The organism is Sulfurospirillum arcachonense DSM 9755, from assembly GCF_000597725.1.
GTDB lineage: Bacteria > Campylobacterota > Campylobacteria > Campylobacterales > Sulfurospirillaceae > Sulfurospirillum_A > Sulfurospirillum_A arcachonense.
The window spans coordinates 66,786-81,968 of record NZ_JFBL01000007.1 but is presented as its reverse complement, the minus strand read 5'-3'; the positions used below and the strand labels follow the sequence as shown (position 1 = coordinate 81,968).

Below are 15,183 nucleotides of genomic sequence, written 5' to 3'. Positions count from 1 at the left end.
CCTCTACTTTATTTAGCTAAAGTAGAGGAAATGATAGAATGAAGTTATTTATTTAAATCTAGTTTTGAAATAAGATTAAGACCATTTTCTATATTGATATGAGCAGCATCTTGAGTTGCTATAACTAACCTATTTATTCCAGAAGAGGCATCGTCAGTGGTTTTTGTAGAAGATGTAGTTATTGATTTTTTCCAAATAATTTTTCCATTATTGTTGTTTTTAATAACCCAAGCAATTTCTACATTCACTGTCATATCTAAACCAGCAACAGGTTGACCAACTTTTACAATAAATAATTCTAAGTTATAATCTGCTTGATCAGGAACAACTTTATTGAATAATTGAGTGTTGAGGATACTGGTTTTAACAGCATCTATTAAAAGAGGGTCAGATATTTCGGGAATACCAAGAGGATCTTTTATTCTTCCTCCATGAGAATCAACAGCTACAGTAGTATTGAATTTATGTGCAGTATCAACTGATTGAACAGCCATACCATTTGCAGTAATATTTTGAACTGAACAACCTGAAAATAAAAAAATACTCAGAATTAATATATAAGTTAAATTGATTTTCATTTTGTTTCTCCATTTATTTTTGCAAATAGGTTGTTGATTATCTCAATTGACATTTCTTGAGGTGATTTTCTAGCTAAAGAAGTGCGGATACTTTCTCCAGCAACATATGGATATTTATCTTTTGCATCTCGAAATTCAATATTTAATTGTATTAAATAATTTGTAATATCCCAAAACCATCTATCTTCATATGTTACAATAGTATCTATATTATCAGGGATATAACTTCCGTCTCCAGATGAAGAATTATAACCTTTATCTTTTAGTACATTACTGATTATAACATCTATATTTCTTTTGTCACTTGGTTGGTGTAGAACGTAAAAATTTTTAAGATTTACATCGTTATGGTAAGGCACAACTTTTGCAGTATTACTTGTAACAGCACAGCCAGAAAATACAAGGGCTGAAAAACTTATTAATACTATAAGCATTATTTTTTTCATTTTCTCTCCTAGAATATTATTAAAGATGGAGTTTATCATTAATTTTAATTTTAGTCAATTTAATACATAACTGTTATTCGCTCAATAAAATGTTATAATAAAGTAAATATTATAGAAGGTAATAACTATAAGTTGGTTATTTTAAAGGTTTAGTTCTTGTTTTTGGATAAAAAAATTATATGAAGATAGTGATACAAGTACTTTATCCTCTTTTTATATTCTTTATACTTAGATATCATGGTATTGGTTTAAATGATGCTATATATTTTAAAGCTTTACCTCTTTTAATGTCTTTGTATGTGACATATTTGATGGTAATTTCCCATCTTAAAAAAAACTCACTTATTGTAAAGTATGCACATAAATTTTCAAAAAAAGAGTTGAGTGAAAATGAAAGAGAGTATATACGTAAATCTACTCTTTTTTGGATAGGTGTTTCTTTCGTTAATGTCTCTTTACATGTAGTAGTTCTTTTGTCTTCAAATGATTACTACTGGATAAGTTATGCAACATTTGGCTGGTATTTTGTTTTTATAATTGGTGGAGTTTTACAGTATCTTCATAGAAAATTTATTTTTCTCAAAAGGCTTGAAAATGTATAAAATTTTATTCATACTACTATTGTTGGTCTTACATGTAAATGCAAATGAGAGTTTTAAAGAGACGAGATATATTTATGCAATAGATAAAAAAATAGAGTTTCAAGGAAGTATCACTTTTCTTGAAAAGAGTATTGATATAGTCTATACAAAACCAAAAGAAGAAAAAGTTACGTATCTCAAAGAGGATGAAAATCTTCAAAGAAAAACTTTTTATATGATATTACAAGCGATTCATAGTAGTAATGAAGCTCTTTTAAATGAGTATTTTGAGATAAAAAAAATTCAAACAAAAGAAGTTTTGACTCCTGTTGGAATTTTACGAGATTATATAAGAGAAGTAGAGTATAAAAAAGAAGAGAACATTTTAGAGTTTATAAAAATACAGATGCAAAATGATGATTGGATTTTGATTGAAACATTGCGTTAAATATTTAAATATACTTATATTTTTAGCACTCTTGGGCTTATTTTTTGTAGTTGCCCCCTATAATAAACTCTCAACCAATCTCATATCCCTTTTACCACAAAACGAAGAGACAAAACTTTTAAAAGTATATGAAAACTTTCAAAGTTCTCGGGAAATTTTAGTGGCTATCAAAAGTGAAAACATTAAAGATATAAAAAATCTTGAAAAAAGAGTTTTACAAAACTCCTTTATAAAGCTCAAAAAAAACTTTTTTACCAACAAAGAGTATAGAGAGTATATAAAAAAGTACCAGTTTTATTTACAAAACTTTGATGCAAAAAATTTAGAAAATATTGAAGTAAAATTACAAAAGAGTTATGAGAATATCCTCTTAAATCCCTATTACAACGCAATAGATAAGAATGACCCTTTAGAGCTTTTTTCAAACAGAAAAATCAACACCCCAATAGAGTTTAAAAATGCTCACTATTATCTCAAAGATTATGGATATATGAGTATTTTTACTTTTGAAAATGGAGTGGAGTTTCAAAAAGTTTATAATGTGTTTGAAAAAGAGTTAAAAGCGGATGTCAAAGTTTTTAGTCCTATCTTCTATTTTGTGCAAAATGAAAAGATTATCAAATCACAAGTAAACTTTTTAGTTTTTATTGCTTTATCTATTTTGATACTTTTATATGTTGTGATTTTGAAAAATATCTTTTTACTTTTTAACACGATATTGACACTTTTAAGTGCTTCAATACTTGCTTTATTGGTAGTTACTTCTGTTTATGGAGAAGTTTCTATATTTGTTATGGTTTTTGGAATGGCGATTAGTACTATCGCTATTGATTATATGTTTCACAACTATTTTTGTGGTTTTTACGAGAAAAAAAGTGGCTTTAATAGGGCTGTTTTTTATGGATTTTTGAGTACTTTTATAGCATTTTTTATCATATCGTTTGTCGATTTTGCTTTTATAAAACAGGTAAGTTTTTATGCTTGTATTTCATTAGGATACTCTTATATTGTTTTTACTTTTTTATTTCCTAAAATTGGCTTTACATGTAAAGAGATAACTCAAAAAATACCACATTTAAGTTTGCTTAAAAATTATAAATATTTTGTCTTTATTCTCTTGGCTGTGATTGTTTATAGTTCTTTACATGTAAAGATGGATTTGAATATAAAAAGTCTTGATTATGACAATGTAAAACTAAAAAAATTAGAAAACTTTTTTACAAATAAACTTCAAAACAAAGACACAATTCCTTTTATCATAAAAGCTAAAACTCTTGAAAGTCTTATAGATAAAAGTGTCGAGTTTAGAGCTTTACATGTAGATGCAATTGTTCCTCTCTCAAATCTCATAAGTAAAAAAGAGTATGATAAAAAACACAAACTTTTTAGTGAGATTGATTTTTTACATGTAAAAGAAAAAATTTCTACTCATGCACAAGGCATAGGCTTTAGAAAGGGATTTTTTCAAAAGAGTTATCCTGAAATATTACTGAGTCCACAAAAACCTAATATAGATGAAAAGAGTATTCGAAAGTATGGTTTTGATGTTGAGTTTGATGGGGAATTTTACTATAGTTTTGGGTTTGTTAAAAAAGGTGAAGTGGCTGATGGAGTTTATCTTGTAAGTTCAGCGAGCCTTTTTCAAAAATCCTTAAAGCTAGTATATAAAGAGTTATTTGTATGTGGATTTATAATCGTTTTGAGTATACTTTTTATTCTTTTAAGAGTAAGCAGAGAAAACTTTTTTAAAGCACTGAGTTTTATTCTTTTTCCTATTGCTTTGATACTGTTTATTATCTCTTTGGGAGATGTGAATATACTGCAGATTTTTATGCTATTTGTCGTGGTTTCTCTTAGTATAGATTATGGGATATATATGAGTGAAAAAAAGGTAGATGAAAATAGCCAAAGAGCGATAGTGTTCTCTTTAATGAGTACATTTGCTGGTTTTGGGGTATTGATTTTTAGCACTATTGGAGTGTTGTTTTATATAGGTCAGGTTGCAACATTGGGATTGTTGGCTATATTTATTTTATTGGTTATAGGGAATAAGAATGAATAATTCTATGCATAGCATAAGCTTTAGTGAGAGGAATTTAACTTTGGACTTGTTCGAAGTTAAAGGAGAAGGTTAATATGAAAATTGAAATTTTAGATGATGATTTGAGCAGAAGAGTTTATGATGTTGAAAAGTTTGAAAATAGTGAGGAAGATATAGTCTATATTGACTCTTCAGATAAAGAAAACTCAGCCGTAGAGATTTTAAAAGCGTATAAAAATGGAGTCAAACAAGTACTCTTTGATGCATCAAACCAAAGTATTCAAGAGCTTTTAAAAGAAGTGGATTTTAAAGATGTTGATTTTTCTATGTTGCTTTTTAGTTCAGGCACAACAGGAAAACCAGTAGGAGCTTTTAAAACGAAAGAAAATTTGGAGATAGAAGTAAAAGGTTTTATGAAAATAATAGAACAGTACCAACCTAAAAAAGTTATTGCAACTGTACCTTTTGTTCATGTTTATGGAATTCTTACAGCTATTATTTTACCTTATCTTTCCGGAATAGATCTTTTTTTTAAAAAGCATTTTTTACCACATGATTTACTTGAAAGTATCGAACCAAATTCGTTTGTTGTAACAACTCCTTTGTATATCAAATCTCTTTTAAGACTTGGAGAAACGAAGGATTTAAGTGATGTTCTTTTTGCAAGCTCAACTGCCCCTCTTGATGAAAAAAGTGCAAAAGAGTTTATTGAAAAGTTCAATACCAATCTTATACAACTTTTTGGTTCAACTGAAACAGGAGGAATAGCATATAAAGAACAAAATGATACTTTATGGAAAGCCCTTCCAAATGTAAAAGTCTCAACCAATGAAAAAAGTCTTTTAAAAATCAATTCACCATTTATCTCTGAACTCTTATATGAAGATGGTTTTAAAAATACCAATAAAGAAGTTCAAAGTTTTGATTATGTTGAGTTTGAAGGAGAGAGATTTAAAATCATAGGAAGAGATTCTCAGATATTTAAAGTCGCTGGAAAACGATTTTCAACTCTACATGTAGAAGAGATTTTAGAGAGTATGAGTAGTGTAAAAAAAGCTTTTGTTGTAGTTAAATACAATGAAGGTGAATTAAAAGATGAAACATTAGAAATCTATCTTGAGAGTGTAAAAGCGATAAGTTTAAAAGAAATCAATAAGATACTAAGAGAAAAGATAGGAAATATAAAATTCCCTATCAAATTAAAAGTTGTTGAGAAAATTCCAACAACAGCAGTTGGTAAAAAAATAATACCTCTTTAGTCACCAAATACTTGTTTTAAAAGTGAAGTTGTTTGTGCAACGGGGTTTTTTCTTATGTCTGCTTCTTTTTGAGCAATCATTTTAAATAAGCCTTCAATTGCTTTGTTCGTGATATAATCATCAAGATTTTCATCTGAACTACTAGGTAGAAATTTATTAGCACCAAACTGCTTTGCAAATTTCATTATATCAGTACTCTCTACTAAATCTTTGCCATAAGTTCTATAAGTATCATTAAATATTTGATAGTACTTAGCAACACTGTTTTCTTTCATACTCTCTTGAATAATTGGAGTGATGATTTGTTTCAAAGAAGTGCTCGTATTTTTTTGAAAATACTTCGTTGCTGCTTTATCATCTCCTGCTAAAATATTCTTAGCATCGTCAATATTCATGTTAGTTATCGCTTTTGCAAAGATAGTTGCAGTTTTTGGTGCAGCATTTGAGGCTGCTTTGTTCATAGAGTTGATTAAATCATCAGCTACTTTTTCTCCACCAGCTTTTCTTATAAGACCTTCTGCTTTAGCTAAATTTTCAGGAAGAGGAATCTTTGCTATGGCACTGTTTAAATAACCATTGTCTTTGCCAAGCTCTTTTATTGCATAATCAACACCAACATTTAATGCTTCTTTTAAACCACTCGTTATAGTAGAATTTTGAAGTGTTGATGGAGAAGAACTTGTTGTTTGTTTTGTAGAAGTCTCTTGCTTAGGTGCTAAAACTTTTTCTGCACTGTTGATAAGACTTCCAAAGTCAAAACTAAATACGAGCGTACTTAGCGTTATAAGTGCTAAGAAAATTTTTTTCAATGTAGACCTTTATTTGTTAGAGATGATAGGAAGTTTATGCTTCCTATCATAAAAATATTAAAGTGTCCCTAGACGTACTTGAATCGCGTTATTTAAGTTTTTTACCCAACCGTTGTAGTTTGTATGAATTACTCCTGTTGATGCATCATAATTTAACTCTTTACTATTCATATACTCGATTCTATAATTTTTAGTCGTATATGGAATTTTTATTTGAGCCATATGTGTTCTAAGATATATAGTACCAATGATTTCACCATCTTTTACTTTTTTCATTTGCCATCCAAGACTAGCACCAGCGTTGATAATTTCTTTAGCAACTTTATCTAGTGTGATTGTAGAAGCATTTGGAACCACAGGACTGTTATAATTTCTTATAGGAGCCGTTCTACATCCAGTAAACAACGCCATTACTAAAGCAATTAAAAAACCAAGTTTTAAAATTTTCTTCATTTCTTTCCTTCTTAATAAATTTCATCTATTGTATATAATAAATTATTAACTTTTACTTATTCAAATAGTATTATTTCACTGTAGCAACATTTTTTTCTCTAAATAGAGCTCTTACTTTATCCATACCACTATAAAACTCTTTCATCATTACTAGAGTCAAATATTTCCCAAAATCAGTTGGATATATATTGTCGTTAGATATTTGTATAGCATTTGCTTTTTCTAACATATATAATTCTTGTTTTAAAATTTTGCGTAAAGAAACATTAAATGTTTGATCAAATTTCTTTATATCTACAAGACCATTAAATAACCAAAGTAAGAATTGGTATTGGATACGCTCTTTCAATTCAAAAGTACTTGTTGCTATGATAGCATGAGGTCTCTTATCTACAAGTTCAGCATATTGTGCTAAATCAAAGGCATTTATATAAAGTGAATCATTAATAAAACTAAAAGCACCACTTCCTATACCTATGTATTCATTATGCTGTGTTACGTATTCATCGTTTAGAGATGTTTCTTCTTTAGAAAAAGACCAAGAGTTGTTATTGTGATAGTCTTTTAAACTCTCTTTTATGAGATTATAAAAATGGTATTCTTTTGAATTATTTTTTGAATTAAATGCTTTTGTTATAGCATTACTTGTCATATCTGTACTCATAAGAGGATAAGTTGTAATTTGGTTTACCCCTAAGTTTTTTGCACATTCCAAATCATTCAAAAGGATTTCGTCTGTTTCTGTAGGAAAATTAAAGATTAAATCTATATTAGTAATTGGCAATATACCATTCATTGCTAAGATTTTTTCTTGCACTACTTTAGAAGAGCCAAATTTAGTAGATCTAGAAACTTTTTGTAAGATATTATCATCAAAGCTTTGAACACCTACAGAGATTCTTTTTATAAGTCCTTGAAAGTTTTTTAAAGAATTCGCTTCTATATGATTTGGATCACTTTCACAAGAAATATCTTCTATGTTAAAAAGTTCTTTTGCAAGTTCAAGTGTTTTAATTAACTCTTTTTCATTAATAAGAGTTGTTCCTCCTCCTACATATAAAGAATTAAATTTAAATCCTTCTTCTTTTACTTTTCTCATTTCAATTCGTAAAGATTTGAAATACTGTGTGGCAGTCTCTTCATCATATTTATATTTGTGAAAAGAACAATATGGGCAAAATGTATGGCAAAATGGAACGTGTATATACAATAGATATGATTTTTCTTTGTTAAAGTTACGTACTACTTCTTCGTCTATAAGTTTAATCTTAAGATGGTTATCCATAGAATTTTGCATAATCTTTTTTACACTTAATATAGCTGTTTTTTGTACAATTTTTTTTAGCATTGTGTACTCCTGTGTATAGATTATAAAAAATTACTGTAAATTTTATGTAAGCAAATTTTTATGCAAGTTTTAAAAACCATAGTTTACAGCAACTTTACTTATGTTTTCTAAAATTTTTCAAAGGTTTATAATTATTATATTTATATACTCTCTAATGTATGTGATACTAACAATCAAAAATAGGTTTTTATCTTTTAAATATGTTGTCTTTTAAATTGTATTAAACCTTTCAGAAAACTTATTGTATAATCCTATCTTACTATAAAAGAAGGTACTATCTTGGATAACGAAAATAAACAGCAAAAAATAGTAGAAATGTTCAATAATATTGCTCCAACATATGATAAAGCAAATAGAGTTTTAAGTATGGGTGTGGATATACAGTGGAGAAAAAAAGCTTGTGATGAGACTTTTAATAGATATAGAAAAAATATAGATTTGATTGTAGATGTCGCTTGTGGAACAGGTGATATGATGGGATATTGGCAAAAACAAGCAGATAAAAGTGGACGTAAAATAGAAAAACTTTTAGGTGTTGATCCTTCTACTGGTATGGTTGAAGTTGGGAAAGAAAAATTTCCTGATTTTGATTTTGTTATTAGTGAAGCTACTAGTATTCCTCTTGAAAATGAGAGTGCAGATATACTTAGTATATCTTATGGGATTAGAAATGTTGTTAAAAGAACAGAAGCATTTAAAGAGTTTGCAAGAGTGATAAAAACTGGTGGATATGTTGTTATCTTAGAATTTACAAAAGATGAGAATAATGGTTTTCTTTGTGGTATAAAAGATTTTTATCTTAATAAAATTTTACCTAAACTTGGTGGATTTATCTCTAAAAATAAAGAAGCATACGAGTACCTACCAAACTCAATTGAAGGATTTTTAACTTCTAGTATGCTTCAATTAGAACTAGATGAAGCTGGATTTACCACAGAATTTGTAAAAAGTTTCTCTATGGATATCTCAACATTAGTAATTGCAAAGAAAAGATAATGAAAAAAAGTTATTTTTTCTTTTGCGAAAAGCAAAGATAATGAATTCTCTATCTGTCTCAAGTTTAAATAATCAGATTAAATCTCTACTTGAGACAACTTTTTTACATGTAAGTGTTGAAGGAGAAGTTTCTCGCATAACTTTTCATAATTCAGGACATGTATATTTTACTCTTAAAGATGAAAATTCGACAATCTCTTGTGTGATGTTTCGCGCAAATGCTATGAAGATGAAATTTCGCCTTGAAGAAGGAATGTCTGTTGTCCTTCATGGCTCAGTTTCTGTTTATACTCCTCGTGGAAGTTATCAAATAAATTGTACAAAAATAGAACCAGCAGGAGCAGGTGCTTTAGCCCTTGCGTATGAACAACTCAAAAAGAAACTTTTAGCAAAAGGGTATTTTGAAAACAAAAAAGTACTTCCAAAGAGTATTAACTCTATAGCTTTAGTTACATCAGCGACTGGTGCAGCCTTGCAAGATATGTTGCATGTGGCGAGTAAGCGTTGGCCTTTAGTCAAAATCACTGTTATTGATACAATTGTTCAAGGTGAAAGTAGTGCACAGATTATCGCACAAAATATCCAAAGAGCAGATGCCTTACATGTAGATGTTATTATCGTAGGGCGTGGTGGTGGAAGTATAGAGGATTTGTGGGGCTTTAATGAAGAAGTTGTAGCAGATGCCCTGTTTCATTGTGTGACTCCTGTGGTGAGCGCTGTGGGTCATGAGATTGATTATGTGATTAGTGATTTTGTAGCAGATTTAAGAGCACCAACACCAAGTGCAGCGATGGAAATGGTACTTCCAGATAAAACAGAGATGCTTATGCGACTTGATGATATGAGTGAGACTCTGAACTCTTATATAAAAAGAGTTATTTATAACAAACAAGAAAAACTAGATTCTTTAAACAAAATGTTTATAACACACTCTTTTGAATCAAAAATAGATATCAATGAAAAAGAGGTGGATTTACTCACTAAAAGGTTTGAGCAAAGTTTTCAATACTTAGTTGAAAATAGACAAAATAGCATTGATAATTTACAACATGATTTAAATTTTTCTATGCAAAAACTCTTACATGTAAAAGAAAATATGCTTAATTCTCTGCAAGGCATATACGCTGGAAGTGACCCTAGCTTATCTTTAAAAGAAGGCGTTGCTCAAATCGTAGTGGAGGGGAAAAGAAGTACACTTAAAGCTTTACATGTAAACGATATTTTTGAACTACAAAGCCAAAAAGAGAGTGTAGTTGCCAAAGTAATATCTAAAAATAATATAAAATAAAAAATTTAATTATATTTTACTTTTAAGAGTTATTTAGATAATATTTGAAATGATTTTTTACGAAGTTGGTTTAGCCTTATGAATGATTGTTCTTATTTAGATATATTAGCAGATAAACAAGTACTTTGCGCTGATGATGAAAAAGGTGTTCTTAATAATATTGTTGAAATATTGGAAATGTTTTTTCAAAAAGTTACTGGTGTAAATGATGGGGAAAAAGCTCTTTTTGAAGCTAAAACTAATTTATACGATGTATTGATATTTGATATTTCTATGCCAAATATGGATGGACTTGCAGCTATAAAAGAGATTCGTAAAATAAATAAAAAAATTCCAATTATAATATTATCAGCTCATATGGAACAAGAGTACTTGTGGAGAGCAGTTGATTTAAAAATTACCAAGTATTTGACAAAACCTTGTGATAGAAAAGCACTTTTTAGTGCATTAAATGAGGCAGCGTTAGAGCTTGTTGATTATAATGCTACTCGTAAACTCTCAGATAATTGTGCCTATAATTACTGTACAAAACAGATAGAGAAAGATGATGAAGTTATTAATTTGTCTAAAAGTGAAAGTCGGCTTTTAGAATATTTTTTAAAAAGAACAAATGAAATAGTAACGTACGAATATATACTTGATTATATGTGGGAGTTTGAAAAACCTAGTAAAGAAGCTATAAAATCTATCGTAAAAGAATTGAGAAAAAAAATTGATACTGATTTTTTAAAAAATATTTACGGTGTTGGATATATGTGTGAAGTATAATTTTAAATTAATTATAGGTGGTTTTGTACTGCTTTACGCAATTATAACCCTACTTTTTTTTAATTTTTATAAAGATTTAGCACTTAAAGATACAAGACAAGAAGCCATTTCTACATTAAATACAATGAATGCAATTAGAAATTATGTCGAAGAAGTACAAAGACCAATTGTAAATAAGTGGAATGATGAAATGGGAACTCAAAGAGAATTTGATTCGAGAATTCTTTCATCTTCTTATATTACGCAGTATATCTATGATAGACAATTATTAAATAAAGAATTAAAGTATGAGTATAAGTTAGTTGCCACAAACCCCCTTAATCCAATGCATCAAGCAAATGAATATGAAGCTAAAATCTTAAATAAATTTCGCAATAATGAATTAAAAGATTATTTTTCAGTTCTTGAAGAAAAAGATAAATCATATTTTTTTATAGCAATGCCTATTGCACGAAATAAAAAATCATGTTTAGAGTGTCATGGTGACCCAAAAGATAGCCCTTATGGAATGGTAGAACAGTATGGAAATACTTCAGGCTATTATGAAAAGGTTGGTGATTTACGAGCAATGATTTATTTGAAAATTTCAGTTGCAAGTATTTTAAAATATCATAAAGAAGAGTTTATTACTGGTGGTTTAGCCATGTTTATAGTGTTTGTGATTTTTATACTTCTTATTTATATTATTTCAAAAAAAGATTTAAATTTACAAGATAAAAAAGAAAAACTTTTTGTTCATCAAAATAGATTGGCTGTTATGGGAGGAATGATTGGTAATATTTCTCATCAGTGGAAGCAGCCTCTAACACAGCTTTCTTATATTTTAATCAATCTTGAATTACAAGCGCAAAAAAATATTTTAACAAATGAAAAACTTTCATCAAAAGTTGATGAAGCAAATGAGCAAATTACTTTTATGTCTGATACTATTAATGACTTTAAAAACTTTTTTTCACCCAAAAGAGTTAAAAGTAAAAGTCCAATTAAAGAGATTTTAGAGCACTCTAAAAGACTATTACAAGCCACTTTAAATAAAAATAAGATAGAAGTAATCCTAAATGTAGAAAATAACTTTATATTTCATGGTTATCAAAATGAAATGTTACAAGTATTTGTTAATATCATGAATAATGCAAAAGATTCATTTGTTTCAAAAGATATTAGTGAAAGAGTAATCAAAATATCTGCATTTAGTGAAGATAACCACAATATTATTACCCTTCAAAATAATGCTGGTGTGATAGATGAAAAAGTTATAGATAAAATTTTTGAGCCATATTTTTCTACAAAAGATTTAAATGTTGCTACTGGAATAGGACTTTATATTTGCAGAGTAATTGTAGAAAGTTTTAATGGAACAATAAGCGTGCATAACTTAGAAGAAGGAGTTGTTTTTACTATTAAATTTTAATACGTTCTTATTGCGTTATAAACTTACACTTAACTAACACTTTTTACTTATACTTTCAACACATTTTAACTAAAACAAGGAGTATTAAGATGAAATTACGTAAGTCAATAGCAGTTCTAGCTATTATAGGAGCAACAAGTTTATTTGCTACAGGAATAAGTGGTGTTAGTACATTAGTAGACCAAATCAATAACACTAAAGACGCACAAGTAAAAAGTCAATTAATGAAAAAACTTCATGATGAACTTTCAACTATGAATCAAAAAGATCTTCCAGCTGCACAAGAAATTGTAAGTAAAAAATTAAAAATGTCTAAAGTTACAGAAAAATAACATTAGACAATTTTATACTAATCATCCAAATGACTGCATACCTTTGGATGATTTTTCTTCTTTTAAGACTATTTAAATTCCAGTATAATTTTTGTTCCTTTTCCTATTACACTTTTTATATCAATTGTTATATTTAAAGTCTCACATAGTTGTTTTACGATACTCATTCCTATACCAAGACCATTTGTAGTTTCTTTATAATAACGTTGAAATACTTTTTTTGTATTTTTAATGCCTATTCCAGTATCTTCTATGATAAGTTTTTGTTTTTCAATAGTGATATTTACAAGGCCATCTTTTTTATTGTATCTGCACGCATTAGTAAGAAGATTATCAACAATACGCTCAACACCATTTATATTGCTTTGAATTACTAAGGGAGTTGTGTTTTGTGTAAAATGTATTTTAGGATAAAGTTTTTGCAGAATTTCAACTTTTGTATGAATTAAATCTTCAAGCGATATTGTTTCATCTTTTACTATTGTATTTGGGCTCATAAATTCTAAATTTTTATATAAAGATGCAATATTTTTTGCACTAAGTTCTATTCGTTCAATCTCTTCAAAATCTCCACGTTTTTTTAGTAATTTTGAATTTAGCAAAATAGATGTTGCAGGTGTATTTAAATCATGAATTAAATCTTTTAAAAAATCTTCTAAAAGATGAAGAGCTTCTTTCATTGGCTTTATAGAGTACATAGCAAATCCGATAGAAAGGAAAAGTAGTAAAAAGAAAACAATAACACTAAATTTTAATATTTTTACTAAAAATTCATGATAAATTTTTTTATACTTTTGTTTATCGTAAATTACTTTTAAAAGATAAGGTCCAGTAGAAGGTATTTGAAAATAAGCACAAAGTCCTTCTTGACAGTGATAAATTTTAAATAGTTTTTTTTGTTTATCATCTTGTACAATATCAAGAGAAAATGTATCTCCTTGAAAATCAAAGGTATAATCTTTCATTTGATACAAAATATTTTGTTCTATATCTTTGATTTTGTCCTCGTGATACATGTAAAGAACAATACTAGCAAAGATAACAAGGGGAATGAAAAAAAGATAAATTGTAGTAAAAAGAGATTTTTTTTCATAATTTTTCAAGTTTATATCCTATCCCTTTAGTATTTGTTATATTTAAATTTAAAAGTTTTTTCAATTTACTAATTAAAACACGAAGACCAGTATCACTAGGTTTATTCATATAATCAAAAAATGTTGATTTATTAACTGTGATATCAATATTTCTTATAAGTAAGGAAAAAACTTCTTTTTCTACACTTCCTAAAGCTACCTCTTTTCCTCCTTTTAACACTCTATTTTCTAATAAATCATATGTTATATCATTGTACTGTATAACAGGGTTTTTGCGTTTTAGAGTAGCTTGAATACGGGCTAATAACTCATCAAGGTCAAAAGGCTTTTTGATATAGTCATCACAGCCACAGTTAAAACCTTCTAAAGTTGATTTAATATCTCTTAAAGCTGTGATAAAAAATGTAGGTGTATCATCTTTAGCTTCTCGTAAGAGTTTTAACGTATCCATACCATTGAGTAAAGGAACGTTAATATCAAATAAATACAGATCAAATTTATTCTCATAAGTAGCATTAATCACTTCTTCACCATCATTTACTAATGTGACATCGTAATTTTCTTCTTCTAAAATTTGTACCATTGTTTGGGCCAAAATTGTATCATCTTCTAATAGTAAGATTTTTATTTTATAAGTCATGGATTTAGTTGTGAATCATCATAAATATGAAGAGGCATTTTTTGTTTTGCTTTGATTATAGCATCAGCTTCTTTTCGTTCTTTTTTATTAGTTGTTGCTAATTCTTGTTTTAATTTTTCGATAAGTTCTTTTTTTTCTTCTGGTGTAGATGCTTGATTAACTTTTTCAAGTAAGTTGTCTATTTTTGTATTTTGTGCATATATATTTATTGCTGTAAGTAAGAAAAAAATGGTAATAAATTTAAAAAAAGTCATTCTTTCTCTTTTTGATTTTTTTCTAAAATTTTAATAGTATTATTGATTTTTTCAATAGGAGAGATTGTAAACTTAGACACATCACATTTATATTTTTTTGCTAATTTGTACTGTAAAGTGTAAGAGTCTTGTGCAGCATTAATATTTTTTGCAAAAATAGTTTGAGATTTGTTTTTAATTAAAAAAAGTTGTGCTTTAGCCCCAATAATATCTTTTTGTAGAAAATACCCTTTTTCAAACTCTTTTTCAATATATTTTGAAGCAAAAGTCATAATTTGTTTATGTTTAGTACAATATTTATAATGAGTATTTTTTTTAGGAGGAACACTAGGTTTTTCTTGAATATTAATTTGACCACATCCAGATAAAACTATCATAAAGCTTAGTAAACAAGATAGTTGTCTTAGAGTAGGCATTTTTAGGTTTCCTTTAGATTA

At 28.0% G+C, this 15,183-nt stretch carries 18 protein-coding genes; 9 read left to right on the top strand and 9 right to left on the bottom strand.

The features are described 5' to 3' along the window. Positions 1-44: 44 nt before the first annotated feature. Entirely contained in the window at positions 45-578 is a 534-nt protein-coding gene (locus tag K354_RS0107055) for a hypothetical protein (RefSeq protein ID WP_024954801.1), read from the bottom strand. Then, positions 575-1,024 carry a hypothetical protein gene (locus tag K354_RS0107050; protein WP_024954800.1) on the bottom strand — a complete coding sequence of 150 codons (450 nt, stop codon included), beginning with the start codon at positions 1,022-1,024 and terminating at the stop codon, positions 575-577. Before K354_RS0107050 ends, K354_RS0107055 begins: the two co-directional genes overlap by 4 nt. Before the next feature lie 179 nt (positions 1,025-1,203). On the opposite strand from K354_RS0107050, the gene K354_RS0107045 reads away from it, so the two are divergent. From K354_RS0107045 to K354_RS0107030, 4 genes are all read left to right on the top strand, one after another. Further along, complete coding sequence (locus K354_RS0107045) at positions 1,204-1,626, top strand: hypothetical protein (RefSeq protein ID WP_024954799.1); 423 nt, start codon at positions 1,204-1,206, stop codon at positions 1,624-1,626. Beyond that, the gene (locus K354_RS0107040; RefSeq protein ID WP_024954798.1) at positions 1,619-2,053 is read left to right on the top strand and encodes a hypothetical protein; all 435 of its coding nucleotides are present in this window, start codon (positions 1,619-1,621) and stop codon (positions 2,051-2,053) included. Before K354_RS0107045 ends, K354_RS0107040 begins: the two co-directional genes overlap by 8 nt. Continuing rightward, positions 2,037-4,115, top strand: coding sequence for an MMPL family transporter (locus K354_RS0107035; protein WP_024954797.1), 2,079 nt, complete (start codon positions 2,037-2,039; stop codon positions 4,113-4,115). The genes K354_RS0107040 and K354_RS0107035 overlap by 17 nt, the downstream gene beginning before the upstream one ends. 74 nt (positions 4,116-4,189) lie before the next feature. Beyond that, positions 4,190-5,353 carry an AMP-binding protein gene (locus K354_RS0107030; protein WP_024954796.1) on the top strand — a complete coding sequence of 388 codons (1,164 nt, stop codon included), beginning with the start codon at positions 4,190-4,192 and terminating at the stop codon, positions 5,351-5,353. Here the strand turns inward: K354_RS0107030 and K354_RS0107025 are convergent. The 3 genes from K354_RS0107025 to K354_RS0107015 form a co-directional block, all read right to left on the bottom strand. After that, positions 5,350-6,162, bottom strand: a complete 813-nt coding sequence (locus tag K354_RS0107025; RefSeq protein WP_024954795.1) for a DUF4197 domain-containing protein — start codon at positions 6,160-6,162, stop codon at positions 5,350-5,352. The genes K354_RS0107030 and K354_RS0107025 overlap by 4 nt on opposite strands. A 57-nt stretch (positions 6,163-6,219) precedes the next feature. After that, a complete protein-coding gene (locus tag K354_RS0107020; RefSeq protein WP_024954794.1) occupies positions 6,220-6,615 on the bottom strand; it encodes a hypothetical protein in 396 nt (131 codons plus the stop codon). Between the two features lie 70 nt (positions 6,616-6,685). Further along, positions 6,686-7,963 carry a coproporphyrinogen III oxidase family protein gene (locus tag K354_RS0107015; RefSeq protein ID WP_024954793.1) on the bottom strand — a complete coding sequence of 426 codons (1,278 nt, stop codon included), beginning with the start codon at positions 7,961-7,963 and terminating at the stop codon, positions 6,686-6,688. A gap of 276 nt (positions 7,964-8,239) precedes the next feature. Here K354_RS0107015 and ubiE point away from each other — a divergent pair, with 276 nt between their 5' ends. From ubiE to K354_RS0106990, 5 genes are all read left to right on the top strand, one after another. Next, complete coding sequence (ubiE, locus tag K354_RS0107010) at positions 8,240-8,959, top strand: bifunctional demethylmenaquinone methyltransferase/2-methoxy-6-polyprenyl-1,4-benzoquinol methylase UbiE (RefSeq protein ID WP_024954792.1); 720 nt, start codon at positions 8,240-8,242, stop codon at positions 8,957-8,959. 40 nt (positions 8,960-8,999) lie between these two features. Then, on the top strand, positions 9,000-10,247 hold the full coding sequence (gene xseA / locus K354_RS0107005; RefSeq protein WP_024954791.1) for an exodeoxyribonuclease VII large subunit: 1,248 nt from the start codon (positions 9,000-9,002) through the stop codon (positions 10,245-10,247). Between the two features lie 78 nt (positions 10,248-10,325). Then, entirely contained in the window at positions 10,326-11,015 is a 690-nt protein-coding gene (locus tag K354_RS0107000; protein ID WP_024954790.1) for a response regulator transcription factor, read from the top strand. Beyond that, positions 11,005-12,426 (top strand): ATP-binding protein, encoded by a 1,422-nt coding sequence (locus tag K354_RS0106995; RefSeq protein WP_024954789.1) that lies wholly within the window; start codon positions 11,005-11,007, stop codon positions 12,424-12,426. The genes K354_RS0107000 and K354_RS0106995 overlap by 11 nt, the downstream gene beginning before the upstream one ends. 89 nt (positions 12,427-12,515) lie before the next feature. Further along, entirely contained in the window at positions 12,516-12,758 is a 243-nt protein-coding gene (locus K354_RS0106990; RefSeq protein WP_024954788.1) for a hypothetical protein, read from the top strand. Positions 12,759-12,826: 68 nt separating this feature from the next. Here K354_RS0106990 and K354_RS0106985 read toward each other — a convergent pair whose 3' ends face one another. From K354_RS0106985 to K354_RS0106970, 4 genes are read right to left on the bottom strand one after another with little or no spacing between them, the layout of a single operon-like run. After that, positions 12,827-13,861, bottom strand: coding sequence for a sensor histidine kinase (locus K354_RS0106985; RefSeq protein ID WP_024954787.1), 1,035 nt, complete (start codon positions 13,859-13,861; stop codon positions 12,827-12,829). Next, the gene (locus K354_RS0106980) at positions 13,848-14,492 is read right to left on the bottom strand and encodes a response regulator transcription factor (protein ID WP_037940433.1); all 645 of its coding nucleotides are present in this window, start codon (positions 14,490-14,492) and stop codon (positions 13,848-13,850) included. The genes K354_RS0106985 and K354_RS0106980 overlap by 14 nt, the downstream gene beginning before the upstream one ends. Then, positions 14,489-14,746, bottom strand: coding sequence for a hypothetical protein (locus K354_RS0106975; protein WP_024954785.1), 258 nt, complete (start codon positions 14,744-14,746; stop codon positions 14,489-14,491). Before K354_RS0106975 ends, K354_RS0106980 begins: the two co-directional genes overlap by 4 nt. Further along, complete coding sequence (locus K354_RS0106970; protein ID WP_024954784.1) at positions 14,743-15,162, bottom strand: hypothetical protein; 420 nt, start codon at positions 15,160-15,162, stop codon at positions 14,743-14,745. Before K354_RS0106970 ends, K354_RS0106975 begins: the two co-directional genes overlap by 4 nt. Positions 15,163-15,183 lie beyond the last annotated feature (21 nt).

Excerpts from the sequence above, each read along its gene's own strand:
- K354_RS0107055 (WP_024954801.1), bottom strand. The coding sequence starts at position 578 with ATGAAAATCAATTTAACTTATATATTAATTCTGAGTATTTTTTTATTT.
- K354_RS0107050 (WP_024954800.1), bottom strand. The coding sequence starts at position 1,024 with ATGAAAAAAATAATGCTTATAGTATTAATAAGTTTTTCAGCCCTTGTA.
- K354_RS0107045 (WP_024954799.1), top strand. The coding sequence starts at position 1,204 with ATGAAGATAGTGATACAAGTACTTTATCCTCTTTTTATATTCTTTATA.
- K354_RS0107040 (WP_024954798.1), top strand. The coding sequence starts at position 1,619 with ATGTATAAAATTTTATTCATACTACTATTGTTGGTCTTACATGTAAAT.
- K354_RS0107030 (WP_024954796.1), top strand. The coding sequence starts at position 4,190 with ATGAAAATTGAAATTTTAGATGATGATTTGAGCAGAAGAGTTTATGAT.
- K354_RS0107020 (WP_024954794.1), bottom strand. The coding sequence starts at position 6,615 with ATGAAGAAAATTTTAAAACTTGGTTTTTTAATTGCTTTAGTAATGGCG.
- K354_RS0107015 (WP_024954793.1), bottom strand. The coding sequence starts at position 7,963 with ATGCTAAAAAAAATTGTACAAAAAACAGCTATATTAAGTGTAAAAAAG.
- xseA (WP_024954791.1), top strand. The coding sequence starts at position 9,000 with ATGAATTCTCTATCTGTCTCAAGTTTAAATAATCAGATTAAATCTCTA.
- K354_RS0107000 (WP_024954790.1), top strand. The coding sequence starts at position 10,326 with ATGAATGATTGTTCTTATTTAGATATATTAGCAGATAAACAAGTACTT.
- K354_RS0106990 (WP_024954788.1), top strand. The coding sequence starts at position 12,516 with ATGAAATTACGTAAGTCAATAGCAGTTCTAGCTATTATAGGAGCAACA.
- K354_RS0106980 (WP_037940433.1), bottom strand. The coding sequence starts at position 14,492 with ATGACTTATAAAATAAAAATCTTACTATTAGAAGATGATACAATTTTG.
- K354_RS0106975 (WP_024954785.1), bottom strand. The coding sequence starts at position 14,746 with ATGACTTTTTTTAAATTTATTACCATTTTTTTCTTACTTACAGCAATA.
- K354_RS0106970 (WP_024954784.1), bottom strand. The coding sequence starts at position 15,162 with ATGCCTACTCTAAGACAACTATCTTGTTTACTAAGCTTTATGATAGTT.